The organism is Ralstonia pickettii, assembly GCF_001699815.1.
In the GTDB taxonomy this organism is placed as follows: Bacteria; Pseudomonadota; Gammaproteobacteria; order Burkholderiales; family Burkholderiaceae; genus Ralstonia; species Ralstonia thomasii.
The window spans coordinates 35,743-58,208 of sequence record NZ_MCGB01000002.1 but is presented as its reverse complement, the minus strand read 5'-3'; the positions used below and the strand labels follow the sequence as shown (position 1 = coordinate 58,208).

Here is a 22,466-nt window from a genome sequence, read left to right as displayed (position 1 = left end):
CCCGAGGCTGCCGCGCGCTATCGCAACCTGCCGCGCCCGCCGCAATTTGCCACCGTTGAAGAAGAGCGCCTGCATCGCAAACAGCGCCTGGCTGCGGCGTTTCGCTTGTTCTCCAAATTCGGTTTCGACGAAGGTGTGGCCGGACACATCACGGCGCGCGATCCGGAACACCAGGACAGCTTCTGGGTGAACCCGTTCGGTGTGCATTTCAGCCAGGTGACGGTATCGAACCTGATCCGCTGCGATCACCACGGCAACGTGGTGGAAGGGGATTACCCGGTCAACGCCGCAGCGTTTGCGATTCACTCGCGCGTGCACCAGGCGCGCCCCGACCCGGTGGCCGCTGCGCACTCGCACAGCACGTACGGACGGGCGTGGTCGACGCTCGGCCGCAAACTCGACCCGCTTACGCAAGACGTGTGCGCCTTTTATGGCGACCACGCTGTGTATGACGATTTCGGCGGCGTAGTGGTCGAGCTGGACGAAGGCCAGCGCATTGCAGAAGCGCTGGGCGACAACAAGGCCGCCATCCTGCAGAACCATGGCCTGCTGACGGTCGGCAAGACGGTCGACGAAGCAGCGTGGTGGTTCATCACGATGGAGCGCTCCTGCCAGGTGCAGTTGCTGGCCGAAGCCGCTGCGGCGCGCACCGGCGACGCACTACGCACGATTTCCGATGCCGCTGCCCGCCAGGCGTATTCCATCGTCGGATCGGCGCAGGCGGGGTGGTTCCAGTTCCAGCCGCTGTATGCGCGCATCGTCAAAGAACAACCCGATCTGCTCGACTGATCGGCAACGCACATTTCTGGAGCCCGCATGACGGACCTGATCCTGCATCACTACGCCACCTCGCCGTTTTCTGAGAAGGTGCGTTTGATCCTCGGCTACAAAGACCAGCCGTGGAAGTCCGTCACGGTGCCGCCGATCTTGCCCAAGCCCGATGTGATGCCGCTCACCGGCGGCTACCGGCGTACACCGTTCCTGCAGATCGGCGCGGACATCTATTGCGATACCGCGCTGATCGCGCAGACGCTGGAGTCCATCCATCCCGCGCCGACGCTGTATCCCGCAGAGCATGCCGCTGCGGTGTTTTCAATGGCGCAGTGGGCCGATACGGCGCTGTTCTGGGCTACAGCGACATTCGTGACGCAACCGGCGGGCTTCCAGAGCCTGTTTGGCGACGCGCCAGAAGCATACGTCAAAGCCTTCGTGGAAGACCGCAAGGCGATGCGTGCGGGTGGCACCGGTTTGCGCACGCCGCTGCCGGAAGCCACCGCCACGCTGAATGTTTTCCTGGCGCAGCTGCAACGTCAACTCGCCACGGGCGAACGCATCTTCCTGTTTGGCGAGCAGCCAACCGTGGCCGATTTTTCCGTCTACCACTGCCTGTGGTTCATCCGCCGTGCGACGGCGGTGGCCGGTATTCTCGATGCGCACCCGGAAGTCGTGGCATGGATGCATCGCGTTGCGGCGTTCGGGCACTCGCAAGCGCAACCGATGACCCCGGCCGAGGCGCTGGACGTTGCCAGGGCCGCCACACCGCGTGCGCTGACGGAAACGAACGCTACCTTCGACGATAGCTACGGCGTGCCCAAAGGCACGCGCGTGACGGTGGCGGCGGTCGACTACGGCGTCGATCCTGTCGAAGGGGACCTCGTCGTCTCCACGCGCGACAGCGTTGGCGTGCTGCGCGAAGACCCGCGCGTCGGCCAGGTGGTGGTGCATTTTCCGCGCGTGGGTTATGCCGTGCGCAAGGTCGAGGCGGCAGGCTGACACGGCTTTGCCATCTCGATCGCCTTTCCTACTACAACGACATCAGTGAGACACGTATGAAGCAATTCGCAGGCGGTGTGGCCGTCATCACGGGCGGTGCGTCGGGTTTTGGCAAGGAGTTCGCCAAGATTGGTGCCGGGTTGGGCATGAAGCTGGTGCTGGCCGATATCCAGCAGGATGCGCTGGATGCCGCCGTGGCCGAATTCTCGGCGCAGGGCGTGGAAGTGATCGGCCTGCGCGTCGACGTGTCGAAGGTGGAAGACGTGCAAGCGCTGGCCGATGCCGCCATCAAGGCGTTCGGCAAGGTCAACCTCCTGTTCAACAACGCCGGCGTGGGTGCGGGCGGGCTGATCTGGGAGAACACCGAGCGCGACTGGGATTGGGTGCTCGGCGTGAACCTGCACGGCGTCATCCACGGTGTACGCATCTTCACGCCGCTGATGCTCGAAGCCGCCAAGAAAGATCCGTCTTACGAGGGTCATATCGTCAATACGGCGTCGATGGCAGGGCTGCTGAATGCGCCGGCCATGGGCATCTACAACGTGTCCAAGCACGCGGTGGTGGCGCTGTCCGAATCGCTGTATCAGGACTTGAGCCTGGTCACCGAACAGATCCATTGCTCGGTGCTGTGCCCGTACTTCGTGCCGACCGGCATCACGCAGTCTGACCGCAACCGCCCACAGGATCTGGCCAACACGGCGCCGCCCACCAAGTCGCAGCTCGTTTCGCGCGCCATGTCGGAAAAGGCGGTCAGCTCCGGCAAGGTCACCGCCGAGCAGGTCGGCCAGATGACCTTCGATGCGATCCGCAACGCGGGCTTCTACATCTACTCGCACCCACACGCGCTGGCGCCCGTGCAGCATCGTTTTGAAGACATCGTCTCGCAGCGCAATCCGTCCGATCCGTTTGAAGGCAAGCCAGACGTGCGTGCGCGTCTGGTCGATGCGCTGCGCGGGTAACCCCACCTCCACGACTGCCATAACGCCGAGATCGCCATGAACACTGCAACGGCTGCCGCCATCACGGAATCGCAATTCGCCGATCTGCCCAACGGCACGCGGCTCCATTACGCCAGCGCCGGCAAGCGCGGCGCACCGCTGATGCTGTTCGTACACGGCTTTCCGGAGTTCTGGTACGAGTGGGAAGCGCAGCTGGCTGCGTTTGGCGCCACGCACTTTGCCGTAGCGCCCGACATGCGTGGGTTCAACCTGTCGAGCAAGCCGGCTGCGGTGGATGCGTATCGACCGAAATTTCTCGTGCAGGATCTGGAGCAGTTCATCGCGGCGCTCGGCTATGAGCGAGCGATTGTGGTCGCGCATGACTGGGGCGGGGCGATCTGCTGGAACCTTGCCATTCAGCATCCGGAGTTGGTCGAGCGGTTGGTGATCGTCAATTCGCCGCACCCGTGGGTGTTTGCGAATGCGCTGCTGAGCGATCCCGCGCAGCAGGCTTCATCAGCGTATATGAATTGGCTACGCCAGCCGGGCTCGGAGGAGGCGCTGGCCGCCAACGAGTTCGAAAAGCTCGAGGGCTTCTTCAGCGGTATGGGCCAGCCCGTGGCCGAATGGTTCACGCCCGAGGTGCGGGCGCGCTATCACGCCGCCTGGAGCCAGCCGGGCGAAGGCGGCTCGCATGGCCTGACCGGCGGCGTCAACTATTACCGCGCCTCGCCGTTGCACCCGCCCACCGAGGGCACGGCGCCGTTGCGCATCGACCAGATGCCGCCCGAGGCGTTTATTGTGAAGGTGCCCACGCTCGTGATCTGGGGCGAGATGGACATGGCGCTGCCGAAAAGCCTGCTCAACGGGTTGGAACGCTTCATTCCTGACATGCGCCTGGAGCGCATTCCCGACGGCACGCACTGGGTCGTGCACGAACAACCGGAGCGCGTTAATGCGCTGATCCGGTCGTTCGTTTCCTGAACGCCCGCGTTACATCGACTCCGCCAGCATGCGGCGGTAGTCGTCCGCTGTGGCGATGCGCGGGTTGGTCTTGTGGCAGTGGTCGAGCAGGGCGCCTTCCACGACGTGTTCCAGCGCATCTTCGGGCACGCCCATCTGGCGCAGGCCGGTCGGCAGACCCAGGCGCGCCGTCAGGTCGTGCACGGCCTGGGCAAGGTCGGCGCCCGCCGGCAGGTTCATCACGCGGCGCATGCGGGCGTAGCGGTTGTCGCGCACCACCGTCTCGGCCGTTTCGTTGAAGCGCAGCACCGCCGGCAGCACCACCGCATTCAGCGTGCCGTGATGCAACCCAGTCTTGCCGTCGACCTTCACGCCGCCCAGCGGGTGCGACAACGAATGCACGCACCCCAAGCCCTTCTGAAACGCCATCGCGCCCTGCATCGACGCGCTCATCATGTTCAGGCGCGCATCGCGGTCAGTGCCATCGCGCGTGGCGCGTTCGATGTTGGCCCATGCGCGCTCCAAACCATCCAGGGCGATGCCGTCCGCGGGCGGGTTGAACGCCGGGGCCAGGAAGGTCTCGATGCAATGCGCGATCGCGTCCATGCCAGTGGCGGCCGTCAGCGCGGGCGGCAGACCGAGCGTCAGTTCCGCATCGCAGATGGCGGACTTGGGCAGCAGATGCCAGGAGTGGAAACCGAGCTTGCGGCCGTCTTCCAGGATGATGATCGCGCCGCGCGCCACCTCGCTGCCGGTGCCGGCCGTCGTGGGAATCGCAATCAGCGGCGCTGCCGCTTCCGTGATCTTCGTGCTGCCGCCCTCGATGGTCGCGTAGGTGGTGAGCGGTTCCGGGTGCGTGGCCGCAATGGCGATGCCCTTGGCCAGGTCGATCGACGAACCGCCGCCAATGGCGATCAGCCCGTCGCAGCCGGCGTCTTTATACTGTGCGGTGGCTTTCAGCACCATCGCCTCGGTTGGGTTGGAGGGCGTTTCGTCGAACACGGTGACGGGCAAGCCGCCCGTGGCGTCAATGGCGCGCTGTGCCAGCCCTGCGGCGGCTACGCCCTTGTCGGTCACGATCATCGGCCGGCGGATGCCGACGCGTGCGCATTCGCTTTTCAGTTCATTGATGGTGCCGAAGCCAAGGTGAACGTGCGTGAGGTAGAAGATGAGGGCCATGCTGTCTCCAGAGGGTGTTGGTCTGCATCGCCCGTCTTGTCGTGCGGGCGTGGTTCAATGGATACTCCGATGATAGCCAAATTAGAACGATCGTTCAGTTCCCGCCCTCATGCAGCACCCGTCTCTCGACCTGCACGTCGCCCAGTTGCTCGATCTGGTTGCGCGTGCCAAGCGTCCGCCGCTGAATGCCCTTGACCCAGCCGACGCCAAGATTGCCTACGAAAAAAGCAGCCCCATCGTCGACATCCCGCCCATCGCGCTGGAAGCTGTGCATGACCTGACGGTGACGGCGCGCGATGGCCATGCCATCCCTGTCCGCACGTACGCAGCGCGCGAGGCCAGTTGGGCCGATCCGCTGCCCCTGCTGGTGTATTTCCACGGCGGTGGTTTTACCGTGGGCAGCATCAAGACGCACGACCAGCTTTGCCGGTCGCTGGCGGCCAAATCGGGGGCGATGGTGTTGTCAGTGGACTACCGGCTTGGGCCCGACTGGAAATTTCCGACCGCAGCGAACGACGCATTCGACGTGCTGCAGTGGGTGTTCGATGAAGCCCCCACCATGGGCGCTGACCCAGCCCGCATCGCATTCGGCGGCGACAGCGCGGGCGGGACGCTGGCCGCGATCAGCGCCATCGAGGCACGCAACCGCGGCCTGGCACCTGTGCTGCAGCTGCTGATCTACCCCGGCACCACCGCGCGTGAATCCACGCCGTCGCACCGTGAGTTTGCCGAGGGCTACCTGCTGACGCAGGACATGATCCACTGGTTCTTCTCTCAATACCTGCGCAGTGATGCCGACCGCGACGACTGGCGTTTCGCCCCGCTCGATGCAGGCGGCCATGGCGCGGACGTGACCGGCGTCTGCCCTGCCTGGATTGCCGTGGCCGGCTTCGACCCGATCCGCGATGCGGGCATCGGCTACGCCAACAAGCTGCGCGCGGCAGAAGTGCCCGTCGAGCTGAAACTGTACGAAGGCATGATTCACGACTTCTTCAAGATCGGGCGCTTCGTGCCGGCTGTGGAAGACGCGCACCGCGATGCCGCCGACGCGCTACGCCGAGCCTTCGGCACCGAGACCGAATCCCTATAACGAGAGGAGACCGCATGGCGATCGAGGATTTCCGTCACAGCACGCCGCTGCGCGTACGCTGGGCCGAAGTCGATGCGCAGAGCATCGTCTTCAACGGCCACTACCTGCTGTACGCGGATGTGTGTATCACCGAATACTGGCGCAGCATCGGCGTGCGGTATCCGGTGGATGTGGTCGACACCTTTGGCGTGGATTTCTACGTGGTCAAATCCACGCTCGAATACCACGCCTCCGCGCGCTTTGACGACGAGCTGGACCTGCGCTGCCGGGTGGCGCGCCTCGGCCGTTCCAGCATGCGCTTTATCATCGAGATGTATCGCGCAGACGAACACCTCGTCACCGGCGAAGTCATCTATGTGTGCGCCCGTCCAGCCACACCCATGGCCACGCAGACCTCCGCGCCGATTCCCGAGACGCTGCGCGAACGCATCCTCAATTTTGAAGTTCTGAAGCCTGAAGTGTGAGAACGAAGCATGACCGCCCCTGAATCTGTCCGCCCGCTTGCCGGTGTTGAAGTCGAGCGCTGGGATGCCGTGCGCGAAGAAGCGCGCGCCATCCGCTACGACGTGTTTGTCATCGAACAAGGCGTGCCCGTTGAACTGGAATGGGACGAGTGGGATGACGAGTGCTGGCATGCGCTGGCACACGATACGGCGGGGCGCCCCGTCGCCACTGGCCGCCTATTGCCCGACGGCCATATCGGCCGGATGGCGGTGCGCAAGGAGGCGAGAGGCACGGGCGTTGGCGCACGCGTGCTGGAAGCCTTGATCGACAAGGCGCAGTCGCTTGGCTATCCCGAGCTGATCCTGAACGCACAAACCCACGCCATGCCGTTCTACTCGCGCGCAGGCTTTACGGCCGAGGGCGAGGAGTTCGAGGAGGCCGGCATTCCGCACCGGACCATGCGCCGCGTGCTTACACGTTGATGTCCTGGGCGGCCCGCACAATGGCTGCGATGGCCGCCTGCGCCGCCGGCGACGCAGTTCTGCCGTGCAGCCGCACAATCCCAGTCTTGGACGGCGGCGAAAGCCACCCCGTCACTGCCAACCGCACCAGCGTGCCGGTCTCCAGCTCCGCCTTTACCGCAGCGTCCGTGGCACCCAGGACGGTGTCTGTCGTGAGCGCGACCGTCTTCAGTACGCCGTAGTTGTCGCATTCCAGCGCGATGCTGGCTTCCTGTCCTGCCGGCAGGCCAAGCAGCATCGCCAGTTCCACCTTTGACGGGCTCAGAAGCTTCGGTACGGCAATGCCGTATTCCCAAACTTCGCGCAGCGTGTGCGTGCGCCCTGCAAGCGGATGGCCGGCCCGCACGTACAGGTGCGGGGGCTGACCTCCAATCAATTGGATATCCAGCGCGGCGTCTTTCGGCATGTCGCGCACGTCGGCGGCGAAGAATTCGATGCTCTCGCTGCGCAGGCTCTCCAGCAGTTGCACCCAATTGCCGACTTCCATGCGCAGCGCCACCTGAGGATGTTGCTGCCGCAATTCCTGCAGCGCTTGCGGCATGAGCGTGGCCGTCAGCAGTGGCCCGACACCGAAGGCCGTGTCGCCAAGCTGGCTGTCGCGATACAGATCAACATCGCGTTGCAGGCAGCGCGCCTCGAACAGCAGGCGCCGCGCGCGTTCGATGACGAATTCGCCGGCGGGAGTGGGGCGCACGTCGCCGGTTTCGCGATCAAACAGGCGAATGCCGAGATCATCCTCGATCGCCTGGATGCTCCGGCTGAATGCGGGTTGGCTCAGATGCACCGCTTGCGCGGCACGTGCGAAGTGCAGCGTGTCGGCAAGGACAACCACGTGGCTGAGGCGTCGCAAATCCATGATGTTGCGTACTTTGCATTGAATGAATGTTAATTATGCATTGGACGCATTGGTATCGCCCTCCTAGGCTTGTCTCCACAACAAGCGAGGAGACACCAATGAGTTCGCACATGGAGCACGCGCTGATCGTCGCCTGCATCCTCGGATTTGCCGCCATGGAGTTCGTGACACGGCGCTACCAAGCCAACGTGCGCGGCCGCGCCACGGCCAACGATGCCTGGCTGGAAGTGCTGATGTTCATCAGCCTCGTTGCAGTGACGCAGCCGATCGCGCTGCTGGGCAGCAATGCACTCTGTAACTGGCTCATTCCGGCGCAGCACAACGCGTGGGCGGATCTGCCCTGGTGGGCGATGACGGGGTTGTTGCTGATCGGCGACGACCTCACGCAATACCTCTGGCACCGTGCTTCGCACACGCCGCTGCTGTGGCCGTTGCACCGCGCGCACCACAGCGCTTCCTACATGAGCGTGCGTATTACGTACCGCAACAACTTCTTCTACTACCTGATGATGCCGGGCCTGTGGATTGGCGGCGTGGCGGTGTACCTGGGCTTTGGGCCGGTCTATGCGGCGTACCTGGTCGTCAAGCTGACTGTCATTGTTGGCGCGCATTGCGCCTGGCCCTGGGACGCACCGCTGTACCGCATCCGCGCGCTGCGTCCGCTGATGTGGGTGATCGAGCGGACGATTTCCACGCCCGCCACGCACTGGGCGCATCACGCGCTCACCAACGCCGACGGCATCGGCCACTACAAGGGCAATTTCGGCAACCTGCTGTTTTTCTGGGATGTCCTATTCGGCACGGCGCATATCACGCGCAAATATCCCGCGCAGATCGGCTTGCAGGATGACGTGCTGTTCGGCGCAGAGCCTTGGACGGCGCAGATGTTCTATCCGCTGGTGCAGTCAAGGCGCGAACAGTCGGCGTTGCGCCCGGGCGGCGCGGCCATCACCGAAATGGAAGTGGACCAGGCCGCGAGCGCCAAGCAGGAAGCAGCCTGAGTGGGCAGCGCCTAGGTATCGGCGTGCGTGACGGTATCGAGCACGCCGAGATAGCGCGTTTCGCCAATCTGGCCCTGGGCGTCGAAGCGGCGCTCGGTCACGTCAAAGCACCCGTCGTGGCGGATGCGCAGGATGGTGCTGGCACGCGTGCCGTAGCGCGGCGAGCGGATGAAGGCGGCGGATAGCAGCTTCTCCCATTCAGGGGCCACGCCTGTGGCGGGCAAAGCGCCGGTCGGTGCTTCGCGCGCTTCCGATAGCAGATCGAGATAGCGCGCCACGTCCAGCGCGTTGCCGTGCCGGCCCGTATCTGCGGCCAGCGCTTCGGCAAAGGCAGCCATGCGATGCCGCACCTTGAACCACGGCGTATCGAGCAATGCGTTGGACAGCCCGTAAAGGCCGGGCGCGAGCTTGCGCGGCGCTTCGGCGCGGTTGCTCGTCCACCAGAGTTCGTCGCGCGTGGCGGTCAGCAGGTTGTAGCCGTTGTAGGCACGGTCGCGTGCGGCGAGGCTATCGAGATAGGCGGGCACCGACATGTCGTCCGCCATCAGGAAATTCGAGACGAGTTCCCCGCGCGAGCGTGCATCGGGCCGGCGCTCGGACGGCGCGCGGTAGTTTGTCAGCGCGGCAAAGCGGCCGTCACGCGTCATGCCCATCCACGTGCCTGCGTGACCGACCACCTGGGCCATGTCACGCCCGGCCAGGACATTGGGCGCGTCGCTCCACCACGCCAGCGGCGCGGCAGGGCGATCATAGAATTCGTCCCGGTTGGCGGCCACCACCAGCGCGTAGGCGGGGTGGGCGTGCCAGGCCGTGAGAATCAAACACATGAGCACTTCCTTTGAACATGCCGCGCAACGAACGACCAATGGTCAATGTGACGACCTGTGTCGCGCGGGCTTCGGCCAAGCATAGCAGCCTGCCGGATTTTTGCGATGTCGATTGCGGCAGGACGCCGTCAGCTGTTTTCCAGATCGACAAACAGCTCTGCATGGCGTTCACCCGCGACGAATTCACGCGGGCCGCCGGTTTCCCACAGGGCCGCCAGCGTGGTCGCAAACGCAGGCGGGACGTCGTCGTAGGACTCCATCCATGTGGCCTGGCCGTCGCGCGTTTCGGGCCGGCGCATCAACGCGCCGGCCACGCCGGTCGCCTCTTCCACGGTATCGAGCCAACGCTGCCAGCGCGGCAGGGCATTGGCAGCGTCACGCTCGGCGATGCGGAAGTAGACGAACAGGTGGTCGGCCATGGTGGGGGCGGTATCAGGCGTTTTCTGAAGCGGGAATGACGTACGGCAGTTCTTGCAGCGTCAGCATCGGGCCGTCCGGCGTGGCCAGGTGGATGACGGTGTCGAGGGCGTCCAGCTTCAATTCGACGAGTAGATCGGTCCCGCCATCCGGCGCCATGGCTGCATTGACCACCATGCCGCACGGTTGGTTCGGATCGGCTGCGCTGTAGACCTCGGCGCCGGCCGACGTGGGGGCATTGACGTGCGCGCGCTGCATGCGCCGCTTGAGCGTGCCGCGATACTGGCTGCGTGCCACGATTTCCTGCCCCGGATAACAACCCTTGCGGAAATCGACGCCGCCCAGCAGTTCCAGGTTCACCATCTGCGGGACGAACTGCTCCTGTGTGGGCAGGGTGATGTGCGGCACACCTGCCTGCAGGCTCAGCCAATCCCACACCTCGGTGCCGACCAGCGACAGCCGCGACGACAGCGTCTTCCAGGCGTCCTGGAAGTGCTCGGCATGCACCATCCATTGATAGCGCGGGCGGCCGCCGGCATCCGGCAGGCGGACGACGGCGCCGAATTGCTGGCCGACCGTGGCAGGCTGCTGCGCCACCGCGTTGACGGTATCGGGTTCAGGCAGCACGGCACCAGCCTCGCGCAGCGCTTCCGCCGCGTCAGGCCCGGCGACGCCGATGGCGATGAACTCGTCCATCGGGCGCAGCTTGGCCTTGGCGCGCAGCACGAACATCGACAGGCGCTTGGTCAACGCGGGCGCGATCAGCTTGTCTGTCTGCAGCACGATCGTATCGGCCTGGCGCCATACCAGCAGGGTGGCAAGCAGCCGTCCTTTGGGCGAGCAATAGCCCGCCAGTCGCGCCTGGTTCAGGCCCAGGCCGGTCACGGCGTTGGTGAGTTGGTTATGGAGGAACTCGGCGGCATCGGCGCCTTCGACAGCGATGCGCGCCAGATCGGTCGGCGCACACAGCACGCTGCCGCGCGTGGCGGCATCAAATTGCACGTCGAGCGGAGGAAAGCTCAGCGTATCGACAAAATCGTGGAAGACATCATTCATGGTGCGGGGCGGCCTGAGATTGACCCGGTATTATATTGGGCTGTCTGAAGGGCAGCTTGTGCCCTGTCTATCCATTTCAAGAGTGCGGCAATCGCCGGTGTCGGCCGGTTCCTCACACAGATTCGCAACAGAATGCTCTCTTTTCTCAAACGCTTGGTCCTGCTGGCCATCCTGATTGTGCTGGCGGCGGCAGGCGGCGTGGTGTGGTGGGCCCAGCAACCGGTGAGCCTGGCGGCGTCGCCGCTGGAGGTGGTGATCAAACCGAACTCGAGCGTGATCTCGGTCGGCAAGCAGCTTGCGAGCGCCGGTGTGGGCGTGCAACCGCAGTTGTTCTCGCTGGTGGCGCGCGCGACAGGCAACGCCAAGAGCCTGAAAGCCGGCGGCTATGCGCTGGAAACCGGCGCGACGCCCATGTCCATCTTGGACAAGATGGCGCGCGGCGATGTCACGCATTACGTGGTCACCGTCATCGAGGGCTGGTCGATGCGGCAGATGCGGGCGGTGGTGGACGCAGAGCCTGCGCTCAAGCACGACACGGCCGGCATGTCCGATGCAGATCTGATGCGCAAGATTGGGGCGCCTGAAACCAATCCGGAAGGCCTGTTCTTTCCCGACACCTACCTCTTCGCACGGGGCAGCAGCGACGTGGAGCTGTACCGTCACGCGTACCAGGCCATGCAGAAGCGTCTGAACGATGCCTGGGCCAAGCGCTCACTGGATCTGCCGTACAAGACGCCGTACGAAGCGCTGACCATGGCCTCCATCATCGAGAAGGAGACCGGCCAGAAGCTGGAACGGCCGATGATTGCCGCCGTGTTCGTCAACCGCCTGCGCAAGAACATGCTGCTGCAGACCGACCCGACGGTCATCTACGGCATCGGTGCCGGCTTTGACGGCAATTTGCGCAAGCGCGACCTGCAGACCGACACGCCGTACAACACCTACACGCGCACCGGCCTGCCGCCCACGCCAATCGCGCTGCCGGGCATGGCGTCGCTGCAGGCGGCACTGAACCCGGCACCGTCCGACGCGCTGTATTTCGTGGCGCGCGGCGACGGCAGCAGCCAGTTTTCGACCAACCTGACGGACCACAACCGGGCCGTCAACAAATATCAGCGCGGCCAACCATGACCGGCAAGTTCATCACATTCGAAGGGATCGACGGCGCGGGCAAGAGCACGCACCTGGCGTGGTTTGCACAGCAACTGCAGGCGAAGCTCGCGCCCCTGGGCAAAAAGGTGGTCGTCACCCGCGAGCCCGGCGGCACGCCGCTGGGCGAGCGACTGCGCGAAGTGTTGCTGCACGAACGCATGCACCTGGAAACCGAAGCGCTGCTGATGTTCGCGAGCCGCCGCGAGCACATTGCCGAGGTGATTCAGCCCGCGCTGGACGCCGGCGATTGGGTCATCTCGGACCGCTTCACCGATGCCACGTTCGCCTATCAGGGCGGGGGCAGGGGCCTGGCAATCGACCGGCTGGAAGCGCTGGAGCACTGGGTACAGCAGGGCCTGCAGCCGACCAAGACCATCCTCTTCGATCTGGCGCCTGAAATTGCCGCCGCGCGCCTGGCCGATGCCCGCACGCCGGACAAGTTCGAGGCCGAATCAGCGCAGTTCTTCCTGCGCACGCGCGCCGAATACCTGCGCCGCGCGGCAGCCGAACCGGATCGATTTGTCGTGCTCAACGCCAACCGCGAGCGCAGTGATATCCAGAAAGACTTGGAGAATCTGCTTGCAACGCTCTGATTTTGCAGGCAATTTCGGATACGGAAATAATGGTTCCACGGCAAGTTTTCGCATCAATAATCTGACGCAACCCATTGATTCATGATGCTTTATCCTTGGCAATTCGCTGATTGGTCCCGCCTGCAAGCCATGCGGGCCAAGCTGCCGCACGCGATTCTGCTCAACGGCCAGGCCGGCACCGGCAAGCGCGATTTCGCCATGCACTTCGCGCAAAGCCTGCTGTGCGATACGCCGGCGGCCGACGGCCAGCCCTGCGGCACATGCGCGGCCTGCAACTGGTTTGCGCAGGGCAACCACCCGGACTTCCACCTCGTGCGCCCTGAAGCGATGGAAGACGCGCCCGAGACGGAGAAGGACGCCGACGGCAAGAAAAAGGCGCCGAGCAAGATCATCCGCATGGAGCAGGTCCGTAACCTGATCGAAGGCGTGGGGGTCGGTACGCACCGGGCCGGGTTGCGGGTGGTGGTGCTGTATCCGCTCGACGCGTTGCAGACCGAAGGCGCCAACGCGTTGCTCAAGACGCTGGAAGAGCCGCCGCAGAACACCGTCTTCCTGCTGGTGACGGATCGTATCGACCGTATCCTGCCGACCATTCTGTCGCGCTGCAGGCAGTTTCCGCTGCAGCCGCCGCAGCCCGAGGCCGCGCGCCAGTGGCTGGAGCGGCAAGGCGTGCCGCACGCGCAGGATCTGCTGGCCGAGTTCGGTAACGCGCCGCTGGCCGCGCTGGCCGCCGCCGAGTCCGAAGACCGTCCGCTGCTGCAATTCCTGCTTGAACAGCTCGGCCAGGGCGCAAAGCTCGATGCACTGGCCACGGCCGACCATTTACAAAAATTGTCGGTCCCGGCCGTTCTCAGTACCATGCACCGATGGGTCTTTGACTTGATGGCGGCACGCTTGGCGGGGCGTCCGCGCTACTTTCCGGCGCAGCGCGATGTGCTGCAACGTTGCGCGAATACCATTCCGCTGGACCGCCTGGAACGTTTTGCGCGTGCCTTGCCGCAGCGGCGCCGCTCCGAGCAGCATCCGCTGGCCGCGCGGCTCGTCATCGAAAGCCTTTTGCTGGATTACCGGCAGCTCTTTCCGTCTGCCTGAACCCGAACCCGCACCTGAACGTTTGCACTCTGTGGACACCCTGTGAGCACTGCACCTCTTCGTACGCCCGGCACTCCCGTCACCCCTGGCACCCCCGCTGCACCCGGCACGGCTTCAGGCGCACCGACCCGTCCGGGCATCGTCTCGCTGGCCATCAAGGATGAAGCTGGCCTGCACGCCGCCTACATGCCGTTCCTGAAGAACGGCGGCATCTTCGTGCCGACACAGCGCCCTTACCGGATTGGCGAGGAGGTCTTCCTCGTGCTGTCGCTGCTGGACCGCCCGCAGAAGTATCAGGTGGCCGGCAAGGTAGCCTGGATCACGCCGGTGGGCACGCCGGCCAAGACGCCGGGCATTGGCGTGCACCTTGGCGAAGATGAGCAGTGCCGCGTGCTGCGCCGTGTGATCGAAGAGGTGCTGGGCAAACAGATCAATTCGCAGCGCCCCACCCAAACACTTTGATTTTTTCCTGATACGGCGCACGAAGTTTACGCCGTAACTTTCTGATTATTCGATGTTTGTCGATTCCCACTGTCATATCAATTTCCCCGACTTGCGCGCGCGCCTGCCTGAGCTGCTGACGCGCATGCGGGAGAACCGCGTCACGCACGCACTCTGCATTTCCGTCACGCTGGAGGATTTTCCGAGTGTGCTGGAGATTGCCGAGCAGGAGCCCAACGTGTACGCCACCGTGGGCGTGCATCCCGACGCTGAGGCCGACGTCGAAGAAGGCCGGTCCATTGAAGAGCCCACGCTCGAGCGTCTGCTGACGCTGGCCGATCATCCGCGCGTGGTCGGCATCGGCGAAACCGGGCTCGACTACTACCGCCTGGGCGACCGTACCGTGGCCGACATGGAATGGCAGCGCGATCGCTTTCGTACGCATATTCGCGCGTCGAAGCAGACCGGCAAGCCGCTGGTGATCCACACGCGCTCGTCGGCTGAGGACACTTTGGCCATCATGCGCGAAGAGGGCGCCGAGGCCGCAGGCGGCGTCATGCATTGCTTTACTGAGACCTGGGACGTGGCCAAGGCCGCGCTGGACCTGGGTTTCTATATCTCCTTCTCGGGCATCGTGACGTTCAAGAACGCGGTGGACCTGCAGGAAACCGCCAGGAAGGTGCCGCTGGACCGCATGCTGATCGAGACCGACTCGCCGTACTTGGCGCCGGTGCCGTTCCGAGGCAAGACGAACGAGCCGGCGTATGTGCGGCACGTGGGCGAATTCCTGGCTACGCTGCGCGGCGAACCACTCGAGCGGATTGCCAGCGCCACCACCGAGAACTTCTTCAATCTATTCAATGCGATACCGCGATAACTTGAAGCAAGCGATGAAAAAAATCGCACTGGCTGGTGCGCTGACCATGGCGTTGTCGGGTGCCGCATTCGCCACGCCGCAGGACGATCTGCGCAACGCCGTCGAATACAACCGCCCGGCGCTGGTGCAGAAGTATGTCGCGCAGGGCGTCGACCCCAACCTGAAGACCCGCGATGGCACGCCGCTGCTGGTGGATGCGCTCAAGGAGAAGAACATCGAGGTGGCCGAGGCGCTCATCCGCGCCAAGAACATCGATTTCGAGCGCACCAATGCCGCAGGTGAAAACGCGCTGATGATGGCCGCGTACCAGGGCCTGCTGCCCATGGTGAAGCTGATGGTGGAAACGTACGACGTGGAGGTCAACAAGACCGGCTGGACCGCGCTGCATTACGCCGCCACCAATGGGTATGACGACATCGTCAAATACCTGCTCGACCACGCGGCCTATATCGATGCCGAAAGCCCCAACGCGACCACGCCGCTGATGATGGCCGTCATGGGCGGGCACATCACCACCGTCAAGCTCCTGCTGGACGAGGGCGCCGACATGAACCTGCGCAATCAGCAGAAGATGGACGTGATCGACTTCGCCAAGCGGTATCACCAGGATGAGATTGCTGCGGGGCTGGAATCGCGCCGGCGCAAGCTGGCGGAGCAATCCGGCAAGCCTGCTGCAGCACCGGCGCCTGCGGCCGCAGTCTCGCAGCCTGCCAAGCCTGCAGCGCCGGATGTGCCAACGCCGATGCCGCCCGCCAAACGCGGCGCCGGTGCGCCCAGCCCGGCCGGTCGGGATACGATCGGCACGCCCACCAACATGCTGTTTGACAGCAACCGCTAGACGCGGCCCGAACGGCCCGGCACGTCAGCGCCGGTGCCGGGCGTGATGCGCTTCACGCCCGCCGCGCCAGCCGCACTCCGGTGAACTGCCACCGTTGGTGCGGATAGAAGAAGTTGCGATACGTCGCCCGCAGATGCCCCTCGGGCGACACGCACGATCCACCGCGCAGCACCATCTGGCTGCACATGAACTTGCCGTTGTATTCGCCCACGGCGCCCTCGGCCGGCTCGAAGCCCGGATACGGGCCATAAGGGCTGGCGGTCCATTCCCACACATCACCGAACAATTGACGCAGGCTGCCGGCCTGGGCGATGCCGTGGTCGGGAAGCGGGCGTAGCGCGCCGCGGCCGGCGAAGTTGCCTTGCACGGGCAGGCCTTCGGCGGCGTGCTCCCATTCGGCTTCCGTCGGCAGGCGGGCGCCGGCCCAGCGGGCGTAGGCATCGGCCTCGTAAAAGCTGACGTGCGTGACCGGCGCGTCCAGATCGACCGGCTGCAGGCCGTGCAGCGACATCTGCTGCCAGCCTTCAGCCTCATCCATGCCGGCGCGCCAGTAGAGCGGGGCGTCAATGCCTTCCCGCTGCACCCACGCCCAGCCGTCGGCCAGCCACAACGTTGGCTGGCAATAGCCGCCGTCCTGCATGAAGGCGAGCCACTCGCGGTTGGTGACAGGGTGCGTGGCCAGCGCATACGCCTCCAGCCACACGGTGTGACGCGGGCCTTCGCAGTCGAACATGAAGTCAGTATCGGTTCCCGTATCGGTTCTGCCGATCTGTACGGCGCCGCCCTGGAAGCTGACCCAACCCGGTTGCACCGGGGCCGCGTGCACGCGTGCTACGGGCGCTTGGGCATAGGCCGGGCACAACGGGTTCTGCGCAAACAGGTGGAGAAGATCGGTCAGCAGCAACTCCTGGTGCTGCTGTTCGTGGTGCAGGCCGAGGGTCACCAGACGGGCAAGATCGTCCGATACGCCGCCGGCCAGCAAGCGCTGCATGGCCGCATCGACATGGGCGCGGTAGGCGCGCACCTCGTCGAGCGTGGGGCGCGTGAGCATGCCCCGGCGCGGGCGCGGGTGCCGCGCACCGACCGTTTCGTAGTACGAATTGAACAGGTAACGGTAGCGAGCATCGGGTGAGCGATAGTCCGGCACGTTGGGGCCAAGGATGAACTCCTCGAAGAACCACGTCGTATGGGCCAAGTGCCATTTGGCGGGGCTGGCGTCGTCCATGGACTGGACGGTGGCATCGGCGTCGGACAACTGCGCCGTCAAGGCCAGGGATTGCGCTCGCACCATGCCGTAGTGCTGCATCAGCGCGGGCAGGGCGGTGGTCGGCACATCAAATACAGGCGATACGCGCATGGGGTCTCCAGAGCAGGCAGCGAGGACAGCACAGCAGCAAGTGGGCCATGCCGCTGCGCGCGCATTGGCGCCCCCAGCTTGCCCATGTTCGTAAGAAGCATATGCGAGCTTTGTAACTTTGCCATGCGCAACGCTGGCGATGCTGCGTTGCGGTAATGGCTGCATCGCAGCATCGATTGTCATGAAACAGTCACTGCGCGCACCTAGCATGTAAACGTTTACACCTTCCCGGGGGCGCGTAGTGGGCAGCAGCATCAAGGACGTGGCGACGCACGCCGGCATTTCGATTGCCACCGTGTCGCGGGCGGTCAATACGCCGGAGCGGGTGAGTGCCTCGACGCTGGCCCGAGTGCAGGCGGCCATGGATGCGCTGCACTATCGCCCGAACGCGCTGGGCCGCCAGTTGCGCGCCGAGCGCACGGGCTTGCTTGGCGTGGTGCTGCCGTCGCTCGCCAACCCCGTGTTTGCCGAGTGCATGCAGGGCATCGAGGAAGCCGCATCCATCACCGGCCAGCGTGTGATGCTCATGACGACCGCCTACGACCGCGAGCGCGAGGCCCGCGCCATCGAGACCATGCTCGAGCAACGTGTCGACGGTCTGATCCTGACCGTGGCCGATGCAGCCGCCAATCCGCATCTCGATCGACTGGACGCCGAGCACGTGCCTTATGTGCTGGTCTACAACGACACGGTCGGCCAGGCACGCATTCCGGCGCGCTGCTGCGTGACGGTCGACAACCGGGCCGCTGCGCGCGACGCCATCCGCGCGTTGCTGGCGCAAGGGCACCGACAGATCCGTATGCTCACCGGCACGCTGGCGGCCTCGGACCGTGCGGCCCTGCGCCACGACGGCTACCGCGAAGCGCTGGAGGCGGCCGGCATTGCGCCGCAGCCGCCCGTCGAAATTGACTTCAATGCCGATGCCATGCTGCCCGCCGAGTTGGCCCGGCTGCTCGCACCGCCGCGCCCGACCGCCATTTTCTGCAGCAACGACCGCCTCGCGCTGCTCACCATCCGCTCGCTGCGCGAGATGGGCCTGCGCGTGCCCGAAGACGTGAGCGTGGTCGGCTTTGATGGCCTGGCGATAGGGCAGTGGCTCTCGCCCACGCTGGCCACCGTGGCGCAGCCGCACCGCCGGATCGGCACCGATGCGGCCACGGCGCTGGCTCGCCGCATCGCCGGCGAGGTGGTCCCCTCGATTACCTTGCCGCACCGCCTGCTGGCGGGCGGCACGCTGGCCCGAGCGCCGGCTGAAACGTCTCTCTCCGTTGTTTCTTCCCTCACGTCTGATACGCAAGGAGCGTCTCGATGAAACGTCTCGTTCAATGGCTGCGCGCGTGCGGCCTCGTGGCTGCCGGCGCCATCGCCCTGGCTACGCCGGTGCAGGCACAGCCCGCGGGCCAGCAGGTCGCCATCTGCTACAACTGCCCGCCCGAATGGGCCGACTGGGCCAGCCAGATCAAGGCCATCAAGGAAAAGACCGGCATTACCGTGCCGTTCGACAACAAGAACTCCGGCCAAGCCATCGCGCAGATGCTGGCGGAGAAATCGCACCCTGTGGCCGACGTGGCATACCTCGGCATCACGTCTGCGTATCAGGCCAAGGAAAAGGGCCTGGTCGCCAACTACAAGCCCAAGCATTGGGAAGACATTCCGGCCGGCATGAAAGACCCGGACGGCGCGTTCTTCTCGATCCATTCCGGCACGCTGGGCTTCTTCGTCAACAAGGACGCGCTGGAAGGCAAGCCGGTGCCGCGTTCCTGGAAAGACCTGCTCAAGCCCGAATACAAGGGCATGGTCGGCTACCTCGACCCGAGCAGCGCCTTCGTCGGCTATGTGGGCGCCGTGGCGGTCAACCAGGCGCTGGGCGGCTCGCTTGACGACTTCGGCCCGGCCATCGAGTGGTTCAAGCAGTTGAAGAAGAACGCGCCGATCGTGCCGAAGCAGACAGCCTACGCGCGCGTCGTGGCCGGTGAAATCCCGATCCTGCTCGACTACGACTTCAACGCTTACCGCGCCAAGTACAAGGATCACGCGAACGTGGAATTCGTGATCCCGCAGGAAGGCACGATTGCCGTGCCGTACGTGATGAGCCTGACAGCTGGCGCGCCGCATGCCGAGAACGCCAAGAAGGTGCTCGATTTTGTCCTGTCGGACGAAGGCCAGACGCTGTGGGCCAACGCCTACCTGCGCCCGGTGCGCGCCAGCGCCATGAGCAAGGAAGCCGCCTCGCGCTTCCTGCCGGCCAGCGAATACGCCCGTGCAAAGACGGTCGACTTCAACAAGATGGCAGCCGGCCAGCAGGCATTTGGCACGCGCTACCTGAACGAGGTCCGCTGAGCATGAGCACCGTCACCCGAACCACCTTGCCCGACGATGCGGTGTTGCCCGCTCGGTGGCGGGTGGCGTTGCTGGCACCGGCCGTTGCGCTGTTCTGCGCGTTCTGGCTGCTGCCGATGGCCGCGCTGCTGCGTGTCAGCGGCAGCGAGGGCGTGATTGCCACCTACACCGCAGCGCTGACCACGTCTCGCTACCTCAGCAGCCTGTTTTCGACGGTAATGCTGTCGGCGGCAGTCACGCTGGCGACGCTCGTCCTCTCGACCATCGCCGGGCTGTTTCTGGTGCGCCACAACGTACCGGGAAAGCAAATGATTACCGCCATGCTGACGTTTCCGCTGGCGTTTCCTGGTGTGGTGGTCGGCTTCATGGTGATCCTGCTGGCGGGGCGCCAGGGACTGCTGGGCGACGTCACGCACAAGCTCATCGGTGAGAAATGGGTGTTCGCCTATTCCATCGGCGGGCTGTTTCTCGGCTACCTGTATTTCTCGATTCCGCGCGTTGTGCTGACGGTGATGGCGGCGGCGGAAAAGCTCGATCGTTCACTGGAAGAAGCGGCGCGCTCGCTCGGCGCATCGTCGTGGCAGGTCACGCGCGATGTGCTGGTGCCAGGGCTGGCGCCTGCGCTGATCGCCTCCGGCGCGATCTGCTTTGCCACGTCGATGGGCGCATTCGGCACCGCCTTCACGCTCGCCACCGATATCGACGTCTTGCCGATGACGATCTATACCGAGTTCACGCTCAACGCGGGCATTGCGATGGCGGCAGCGCTGTCGGTGGTGCTGGGCGTGGTGACGTGGCTGGTGCTGGCGATTGCGCGCACCGCGAGTGGTAGCCCAAGTGGGGCCGCAGCATGAAACGCGTGCTTTCTCTTTCGCAGTGGCTCATCACGCTGCTGCTGTGCCTGTTCCTGATCGTGCCGGTCGTGTTGTCGATGGCCGTGGGCCTGACGCGCAACTACATCCGCGGGTTCAAGAGCGGTTGGACGCTGGATTGGGTCTTCCAAGTCTGGGAGATGTATCACGCGTCGATCTGGATGTCGCTGCTGGTGGCGCTGTGCACGCTGGCGATCGTGCTCGCGGCCGGCGTGCCGGCAGGCTATGTACTGGCGCGGCGCCAGAGCCGTGCGAGCCGCCTGATCGAAGAATTCCTGACGCTGCCCGTGGCGCTGCCCGGCTTGGCGACGGCGCTGGGCTTGATCGTGGCGTACGGCGGCTTTGGCGGCTTTCGCGAGAGCCTTTGGTTCATCGTCGTCGGCCATGTGGTGTTTACGCTGCCGTTCATGGTGCGCTCGGTTGCCGCCGTGGCGGCAGGCCAGAACCTGAAGACGCTGGAAGAGGGCGCTGCCAGCCTGGGCGCGTCGTTCTGGCAGCGCTTTCGCACCATCGTGCTGCCCAACGTGCAACCCGGCATCCTGGCCGGCGCGCTGACGGTGGTGACGCTCTCGGTGGGCGAGTTCAACCTCACCTGGATGCTGCACACGCCAGAAACCAAAACCCTGCCGGTCGGCCTGGCCGACACCTATGCGTCGATGCGGCTGGAAATTGCCAGCGCCTACACGCTGATCTTCTTCGTCATGATCGTGCCGCTGCTGGTGCTGATGCAGCGCTTTGGCGGCCTGCGGGTGAACAACGGAAAGGCTTCCCGATGAGTACCGAATCCCTACATCTCGCGCCCGTGCCCATCCGGCTGCGTGGCTGCGGAAAACACTTCGGCGGCCAGCGCGTGCTGGAGTCGATGGACCTCGACATCGCCGCCGGCGAGACCGTCGTGCTGCTCGGCCCCTCGGGCTGCGGCAAGACCACCACGCTGCGCGTCGTCGCCGGGCTGGAGGCGCCGGACGCCGGCGGCACCGTGCACTTCGGCGATGAAGACGTGACCGCACGCCCGATCGAGCGCCGCCGCGTCGGCATGGTGTTCCAGAACTACGCGCTGTTCCCCAACCTGAGCGTGCGCGGCAATGTGGAATACGGCCTGCGCATCCAGCGCCGGCAGAACGGCTTGTCCGACACACAGATCAGCGCCCGGGCAAACACGCTGCTGGAGATGATGCAACTCACTCCGTACGCGGACCGCGGTGTCGATCAGCTCTCCGGCGGTCAGCGCCAACGCGTGGCACTGGCGCGCGCATTGGCGCCCGAGCCGCGCGTGCTGCTGCTCGACGAACCGCTAACGGCGCTCGACGCCAAGCTGCGCGAGTCCGTGCGTGCAGAGATGGACCGCCTACTGCGCAGTCTCGGCATCACGACCATCTATGTCACGCACGACCAGGAAGAGGCGATGGCGCTGGCCGATCGCATTGTCGTCATGGAAGCCGGCCGCATTGCGCAGATCGGCACGCCGCGCGAAATCTACTTCCAGCCGGCCAACCGGCACGTGGCGGATTTCATCGGCATCATGAACCGGCTCGACGGCACGCGGCAGGATGGCACGTTCGTCTGCGCGGGCGGCAGCGTGCGCGTGCCGGACGGCGACGGCAATGCGGTCTTCTTCCGTCCCGAAGATGCCGTGCTGGCCGACCCGTCCCAGGCGGCGCTGAAGGGCACGGTCGAGTCGGCGGTGTTTCTCGGCTTCCGCACCCGCGTGCGCGTGGCGGGCGTGTCAGCCACGCCGTTGTTCATCGATGTGCCCGGCCGCCAGCAGTTTGCGCTGGGCCATGCGGTCGGCTTCGATATCCCGGCAGACCGCCTCTTGTCCTTGCAAGCCTGATGCCG

Annotated in this window: 25 protein-coding genes; 19 read left to right on the top strand and 6 right to left on the bottom strand. The window is 65.0% G+C overall.

Annotated elements, in window-relative coordinates; translation table 11 throughout:
• The 4 genes from BEK68_RS00520 to BEK68_RS00505 all read left to right on the top strand — a co-directional run.
• On the top strand, window positions 1–789 hold a 789-nt coding region (locus BEK68_RS00520), incomplete at its 5' end, for a class II aldolase/adducin family protein (RefSeq protein WP_065851513.1).
• Between the two features lie 27 nt (window positions 790–816).
• Window positions 817–1,773, top strand: coding sequence for a glutathione S-transferase family protein (locus BEK68_RS00515; RefSeq protein WP_012435564.1), 957 nt, complete (start codon window positions 817–819; stop codon window positions 1,771–1,773).
• Between the two features lie 56 nt (window positions 1,774–1,829).
• Entirely contained in the window at window positions 1,830–2,732 is a 903-nt protein-coding gene (locus tag BEK68_RS00510) for an SDR family oxidoreductase (RefSeq protein WP_012435563.1), read from the top strand.
• A gap of 36 nt (window positions 2,733–2,768) precedes the next feature.
• A complete protein-coding gene (locus tag BEK68_RS00505; RefSeq protein WP_012435562.1) occupies window positions 2,769–3,695 on the top strand; it encodes an alpha/beta fold hydrolase in 927 nt (308 codons plus the stop codon).
• 9 nt (window positions 3,696–3,704) lie between these two features.
• Here the strand turns inward: BEK68_RS00505 and BEK68_RS00500 are convergent, their stop codons facing one another.
• Entirely contained in the window at window positions 3,705–4,853 is a 1,149-nt protein-coding gene (locus BEK68_RS00500; protein WP_012435561.1) for an iron-containing alcohol dehydrogenase, read from the bottom strand.
• Window positions 4,854–4,962: 109 nt separating this feature from the next.
• Between BEK68_RS00500 and BEK68_RS00495 the strand changes: the two genes are divergently transcribed.
• Genes BEK68_RS00495 through BEK68_RS00485 form a run of 3 tightly spaced genes read left to right on the top strand, consistent with a single transcriptional unit; the run spans window position 4,963 to window position 6,869 of the window.
• The gene (locus BEK68_RS00495; protein ID WP_012435560.1) at window positions 4,963–5,943 is read left to right on the top strand and encodes an alpha/beta hydrolase; all 981 of its coding nucleotides are present in this window, start codon (window positions 4,963–4,965) and stop codon (window positions 5,941–5,943) included.
• A gap of 14 nt (window positions 5,944–5,957) precedes the next feature.
• Window positions 5,958–6,407, top strand: a complete 450-nt coding sequence (locus BEK68_RS00490; protein ID WP_012435559.1) for an acyl-CoA thioesterase — start codon at window positions 5,958–5,960, stop codon at window positions 6,405–6,407.
• 9 nt (window positions 6,408–6,416) lie between these two features.
• Window positions 6,417–6,869 (top strand): GNAT family N-acetyltransferase, encoded by a 453-nt coding sequence (locus BEK68_RS00485; protein ID WP_004626914.1) that lies wholly within the window; start codon window positions 6,417–6,419, stop codon window positions 6,867–6,869.
• On the opposite strand, the gene BEK68_RS00480 is transcribed toward BEK68_RS00485, so the two are convergent.
• On the bottom strand, window positions 6,859–7,764 hold the full coding sequence (locus tag BEK68_RS00480) for a LysR family transcriptional regulator (protein WP_012435558.1): 906 nt from the start codon (window positions 7,762–7,764) through the stop codon (window positions 6,859–6,861). The two genes, BEK68_RS00485 and BEK68_RS00480, sit on opposite strands and share 11 nt — an antisense overlap.
• A 98-nt stretch (window positions 7,765–7,862) precedes the next feature.
• Here BEK68_RS00480 and BEK68_RS00475 point away from each other — a divergent pair, with 98 nt between their 5' ends.
• The gene (locus BEK68_RS00475) at window positions 7,863–8,765 is read left to right on the top strand and encodes a sterol desaturase family protein (RefSeq protein ID WP_012435557.1); all 903 of its coding nucleotides are present in this window, start codon (window positions 7,863–7,865) and stop codon (window positions 8,763–8,765) included.
• 11 nt (window positions 8,766–8,776) lie between these two features.
• On the opposite strand, the gene BEK68_RS00470 is transcribed toward BEK68_RS00475, so the two are convergent.
• The 3 genes from BEK68_RS00470 to BEK68_RS00460 all read right to left on the bottom strand — a co-directional run bounded on the left by BEK68_RS00470 (window position 8,777) and on the right by BEK68_RS00460 (window position 11,065).
• On the bottom strand, window positions 8,777–9,592 hold the full coding sequence (locus BEK68_RS00470) for an NRDE family protein (protein ID WP_004626909.1): 816 nt from the start codon (window positions 9,590–9,592) through the stop codon (window positions 8,777–8,779).
• A gap of 128 nt (window positions 9,593–9,720) precedes the next feature.
• The gene (locus BEK68_RS00465) at window positions 9,721–10,011 is read right to left on the bottom strand and encodes a DUF4936 family protein (protein WP_012435556.1); all 291 of its coding nucleotides are present in this window, start codon (window positions 10,009–10,011) and stop codon (window positions 9,721–9,723) included.
• A 13-nt stretch (window positions 10,012–10,024) separates the two neighbouring features.
• A complete protein-coding gene (locus tag BEK68_RS00460; RefSeq protein WP_004626904.1) occupies window positions 10,025–11,065 on the bottom strand; it encodes a YgfZ/GcvT domain-containing protein in 1,041 nt (346 codons plus the stop codon).
• Window positions 11,066–11,197: 132 nt separating this feature from the next.
• On the opposite strand from BEK68_RS00460, the gene mltG reads away from it, so the two are divergent.
• From mltG to BEK68_RS00430, 6 genes are all read left to right on the top strand, one after another.
• Window positions 11,198–12,196, top strand: a complete 999-nt coding sequence (mltG, locus tag BEK68_RS00455) for an endolytic transglycosylase MltG (protein ID WP_012435555.1) — start codon at window positions 11,198–11,200, stop codon at window positions 12,194–12,196.
• A complete protein-coding gene (tmk, locus tag BEK68_RS00450) occupies window positions 12,193–12,810 on the top strand; it encodes a dTMP kinase (protein ID WP_004626900.1) in 618 nt (205 codons plus the stop codon). Before mltG ends, tmk begins: the two co-directional genes overlap by 4 nt.
• A gap of 81 nt (window positions 12,811–12,891) precedes the next feature.
• Window positions 12,892–13,902 carry a DNA polymerase III subunit delta' gene (locus tag BEK68_RS00445; RefSeq protein ID WP_012435554.1) on the top strand — a complete coding sequence of 337 codons (1,011 nt, stop codon included), beginning with the start codon at window positions 12,892–12,894 and terminating at the stop codon, window positions 13,900–13,902.
• A gap of 42 nt (window positions 13,903–13,944) precedes the next feature.
• Window positions 13,945–14,364 carry a PilZ domain-containing protein gene (locus tag BEK68_RS00440; RefSeq protein ID WP_004626896.1) on the top strand — a complete coding sequence of 140 codons (420 nt, stop codon included), beginning with the start codon at window positions 13,945–13,947 and terminating at the stop codon, window positions 14,362–14,364.
• 52 nt (window positions 14,365–14,416) lie between these two features.
• A complete protein-coding gene (locus BEK68_RS00435; RefSeq protein ID WP_012435553.1) occupies window positions 14,417–15,220 on the top strand; it encodes a TatD family hydrolase in 804 nt (267 codons plus the stop codon).
• The gene (locus BEK68_RS00430; RefSeq protein ID WP_012435552.1) at window positions 15,204–16,058 is read left to right on the top strand and encodes an ankyrin repeat domain-containing protein; all 855 of its coding nucleotides are present in this window, start codon (window positions 15,204–15,206) and stop codon (window positions 16,056–16,058) included. The genes BEK68_RS00435 and BEK68_RS00430 overlap by 17 nt, the downstream gene beginning before the upstream one ends.
• A 52-nt stretch (window positions 16,059–16,110) precedes the next feature.
• Here BEK68_RS00430 and egtB read toward each other — a convergent pair whose 3' ends face one another.
• Complete coding sequence (egtB, locus tag BEK68_RS00425; protein ID WP_012435551.1) at window positions 16,111–17,415, bottom strand: ergothioneine biosynthesis protein EgtB; 1,305 nt, start codon at window positions 17,413–17,415, stop codon at window positions 16,111–16,113.
• A 241-nt stretch (window positions 17,416–17,656) separates the two neighbouring features.
• Here egtB and BEK68_RS00420 point away from each other — a divergent pair, with 241 nt between their 5' ends.
• From BEK68_RS00420 to BEK68_RS00400, 5 genes are read left to right on the top strand one after another with little or no spacing between them, the layout of a single operon-like run.
• A complete protein-coding gene (locus tag BEK68_RS00420) occupies window positions 17,657–18,727 on the top strand; it encodes a LacI family DNA-binding transcriptional regulator (protein ID WP_004626889.1) in 1,071 nt (356 codons plus the stop codon).
• Window positions 18,724–19,755 carry an ABC transporter substrate-binding protein gene (locus BEK68_RS00415; protein WP_012435550.1) on the top strand — a complete coding sequence of 344 codons (1,032 nt, stop codon included), beginning with the start codon at window positions 18,724–18,726 and terminating at the stop codon, window positions 19,753–19,755. The genes BEK68_RS00420 and BEK68_RS00415 overlap by 4 nt, the downstream gene beginning before the upstream one ends.
• Window positions 19,756–19,757: 2 nt before the next feature.
• Window positions 19,758–20,609 carry an ABC transporter permease gene (locus tag BEK68_RS00410; RefSeq protein ID WP_004626885.1) on the top strand — a complete coding sequence of 284 codons (852 nt, stop codon included), beginning with the start codon at window positions 19,758–19,760 and terminating at the stop codon, window positions 20,607–20,609.
• Entirely contained in the window at window positions 20,606–21,403 is a 798-nt protein-coding gene (locus BEK68_RS00405) for an ABC transporter permease (protein ID WP_012435549.1), read from the top strand. Before BEK68_RS00410 ends, BEK68_RS00405 begins: the two co-directional genes overlap by 4 nt.
• A complete protein-coding gene (locus tag BEK68_RS00400) occupies window positions 21,400–22,461 on the top strand; it encodes an ABC transporter ATP-binding protein (RefSeq protein ID WP_012435548.1) in 1,062 nt (353 codons plus the stop codon). The genes BEK68_RS00405 and BEK68_RS00400 overlap by 4 nt, the downstream gene beginning before the upstream one ends.
• Window positions 22,462–22,466: the final 5 nt, after the last annotated feature.

Bases quoted from the DNA above. Each gene is read 5' to 3' on its own strand.
- BEK68_RS00515 (WP_012435564.1), top strand. From the start codon at position 817: ATGACGGACCTGATCCTGCATCACTACGCCACCTCGCCGTTTTCTGAG.
- BEK68_RS00510 (WP_012435563.1), top strand. From the start codon at position 1,830: ATGAAGCAATTCGCAGGCGGTGTGGCCGTCATCACGGGCGGTGCGTCG.
- BEK68_RS00505 (WP_012435562.1), top strand. From the start codon at position 2,769: ATGAACACTGCAACGGCTGCCGCCATCACGGAATCGCAATTCGCCGAT.
- BEK68_RS00500 (WP_012435561.1), bottom strand. From the start codon at position 4,853: ATGGCCCTCATCTTCTACCTCACGCACGTTCACCTTGGCTTCGGCACC.
- BEK68_RS00495 (WP_012435560.1), top strand. From the start codon at position 4,963: ATGCAGCACCCGTCTCTCGACCTGCACGTCGCCCAGTTGCTCGATCTG.
- BEK68_RS00490 (WP_012435559.1), top strand. From the start codon at position 5,958: ATGGCGATCGAGGATTTCCGTCACAGCACGCCGCTGCGCGTACGCTGG.
- BEK68_RS00485 (WP_004626914.1), top strand. From the start codon at position 6,417: ATGACCGCCCCTGAATCTGTCCGCCCGCTTGCCGGTGTTGAAGTCGAG.
- BEK68_RS00480 (WP_012435558.1), bottom strand. From the start codon at position 7,764: ATGGATTTGCGACGCCTCAGCCACGTGGTTGTCCTTGCCGACACGCTG.
- BEK68_RS00475 (WP_012435557.1), top strand. From the start codon at position 7,863: ATGAGTTCGCACATGGAGCACGCGCTGATCGTCGCCTGCATCCTCGGA.
- BEK68_RS00470 (WP_004626909.1), bottom strand. From the start codon at position 9,592: ATGTGTTTGATTCTCACGGCCTGGCACGCCCACCCCGCCTACGCGCTG.
- BEK68_RS00465 (WP_012435556.1), bottom strand. From the start codon at position 10,011: ATGGCCGACCACCTGTTCGTCTACTTCCGCATCGCCGAGCGTGACGCT.
- BEK68_RS00460 (WP_004626904.1), bottom strand. From the start codon at position 11,065: ATGAATGATGTCTTCCACGATTTTGTCGATACGCTGAGCTTTCCTCCG.
- mltG (WP_012435555.1), top strand. From the start codon at position 11,198: ATGCTCTCTTTTCTCAAACGCTTGGTCCTGCTGGCCATCCTGATTGTG.
- tmk (WP_004626900.1), top strand. From the start codon at position 12,193: ATGACCGGCAAGTTCATCACATTCGAAGGGATCGACGGCGCGGGCAAG.
- BEK68_RS00445 (WP_012435554.1), top strand. From the start codon at position 12,892: ATGATGCTTTATCCTTGGCAATTCGCTGATTGGTCCCGCCTGCAAGCC.
- BEK68_RS00435 (WP_012435553.1), top strand. From the start codon at position 14,417: ATGTTTGTCGATTCCCACTGTCATATCAATTTCCCCGACTTGCGCGCG.
- BEK68_RS00430 (WP_012435552.1), top strand. From the start codon at position 15,204: ATGCGATACCGCGATAACTTGAAGCAAGCGATGAAAAAAATCGCACTG.
- egtB (WP_012435551.1), bottom strand. From the start codon at position 17,415: ATGCGCGTATCGCCTGTATTTGATGTGCCGACCACCGCCCTGCCCGCG.
- BEK68_RS00415 (WP_012435550.1), top strand. From the start codon at position 18,724: ATGAAACGTCTCGTTCAATGGCTGCGCGCGTGCGGCCTCGTGGCTGCC.
- BEK68_RS00410 (WP_004626885.1), top strand. From the start codon at position 19,758: ATGAGCACCGTCACCCGAACCACCTTGCCCGACGATGCGGTGTTGCCC.
- BEK68_RS00405 (WP_012435549.1), top strand. From the start codon at position 20,606: ATGAAACGCGTGCTTTCTCTTTCGCAGTGGCTCATCACGCTGCTGCTG.
- BEK68_RS00400 (WP_012435548.1), top strand. From the start codon at position 21,400: ATGAGTACCGAATCCCTACATCTCGCGCCCGTGCCCATCCGGCTGCGT.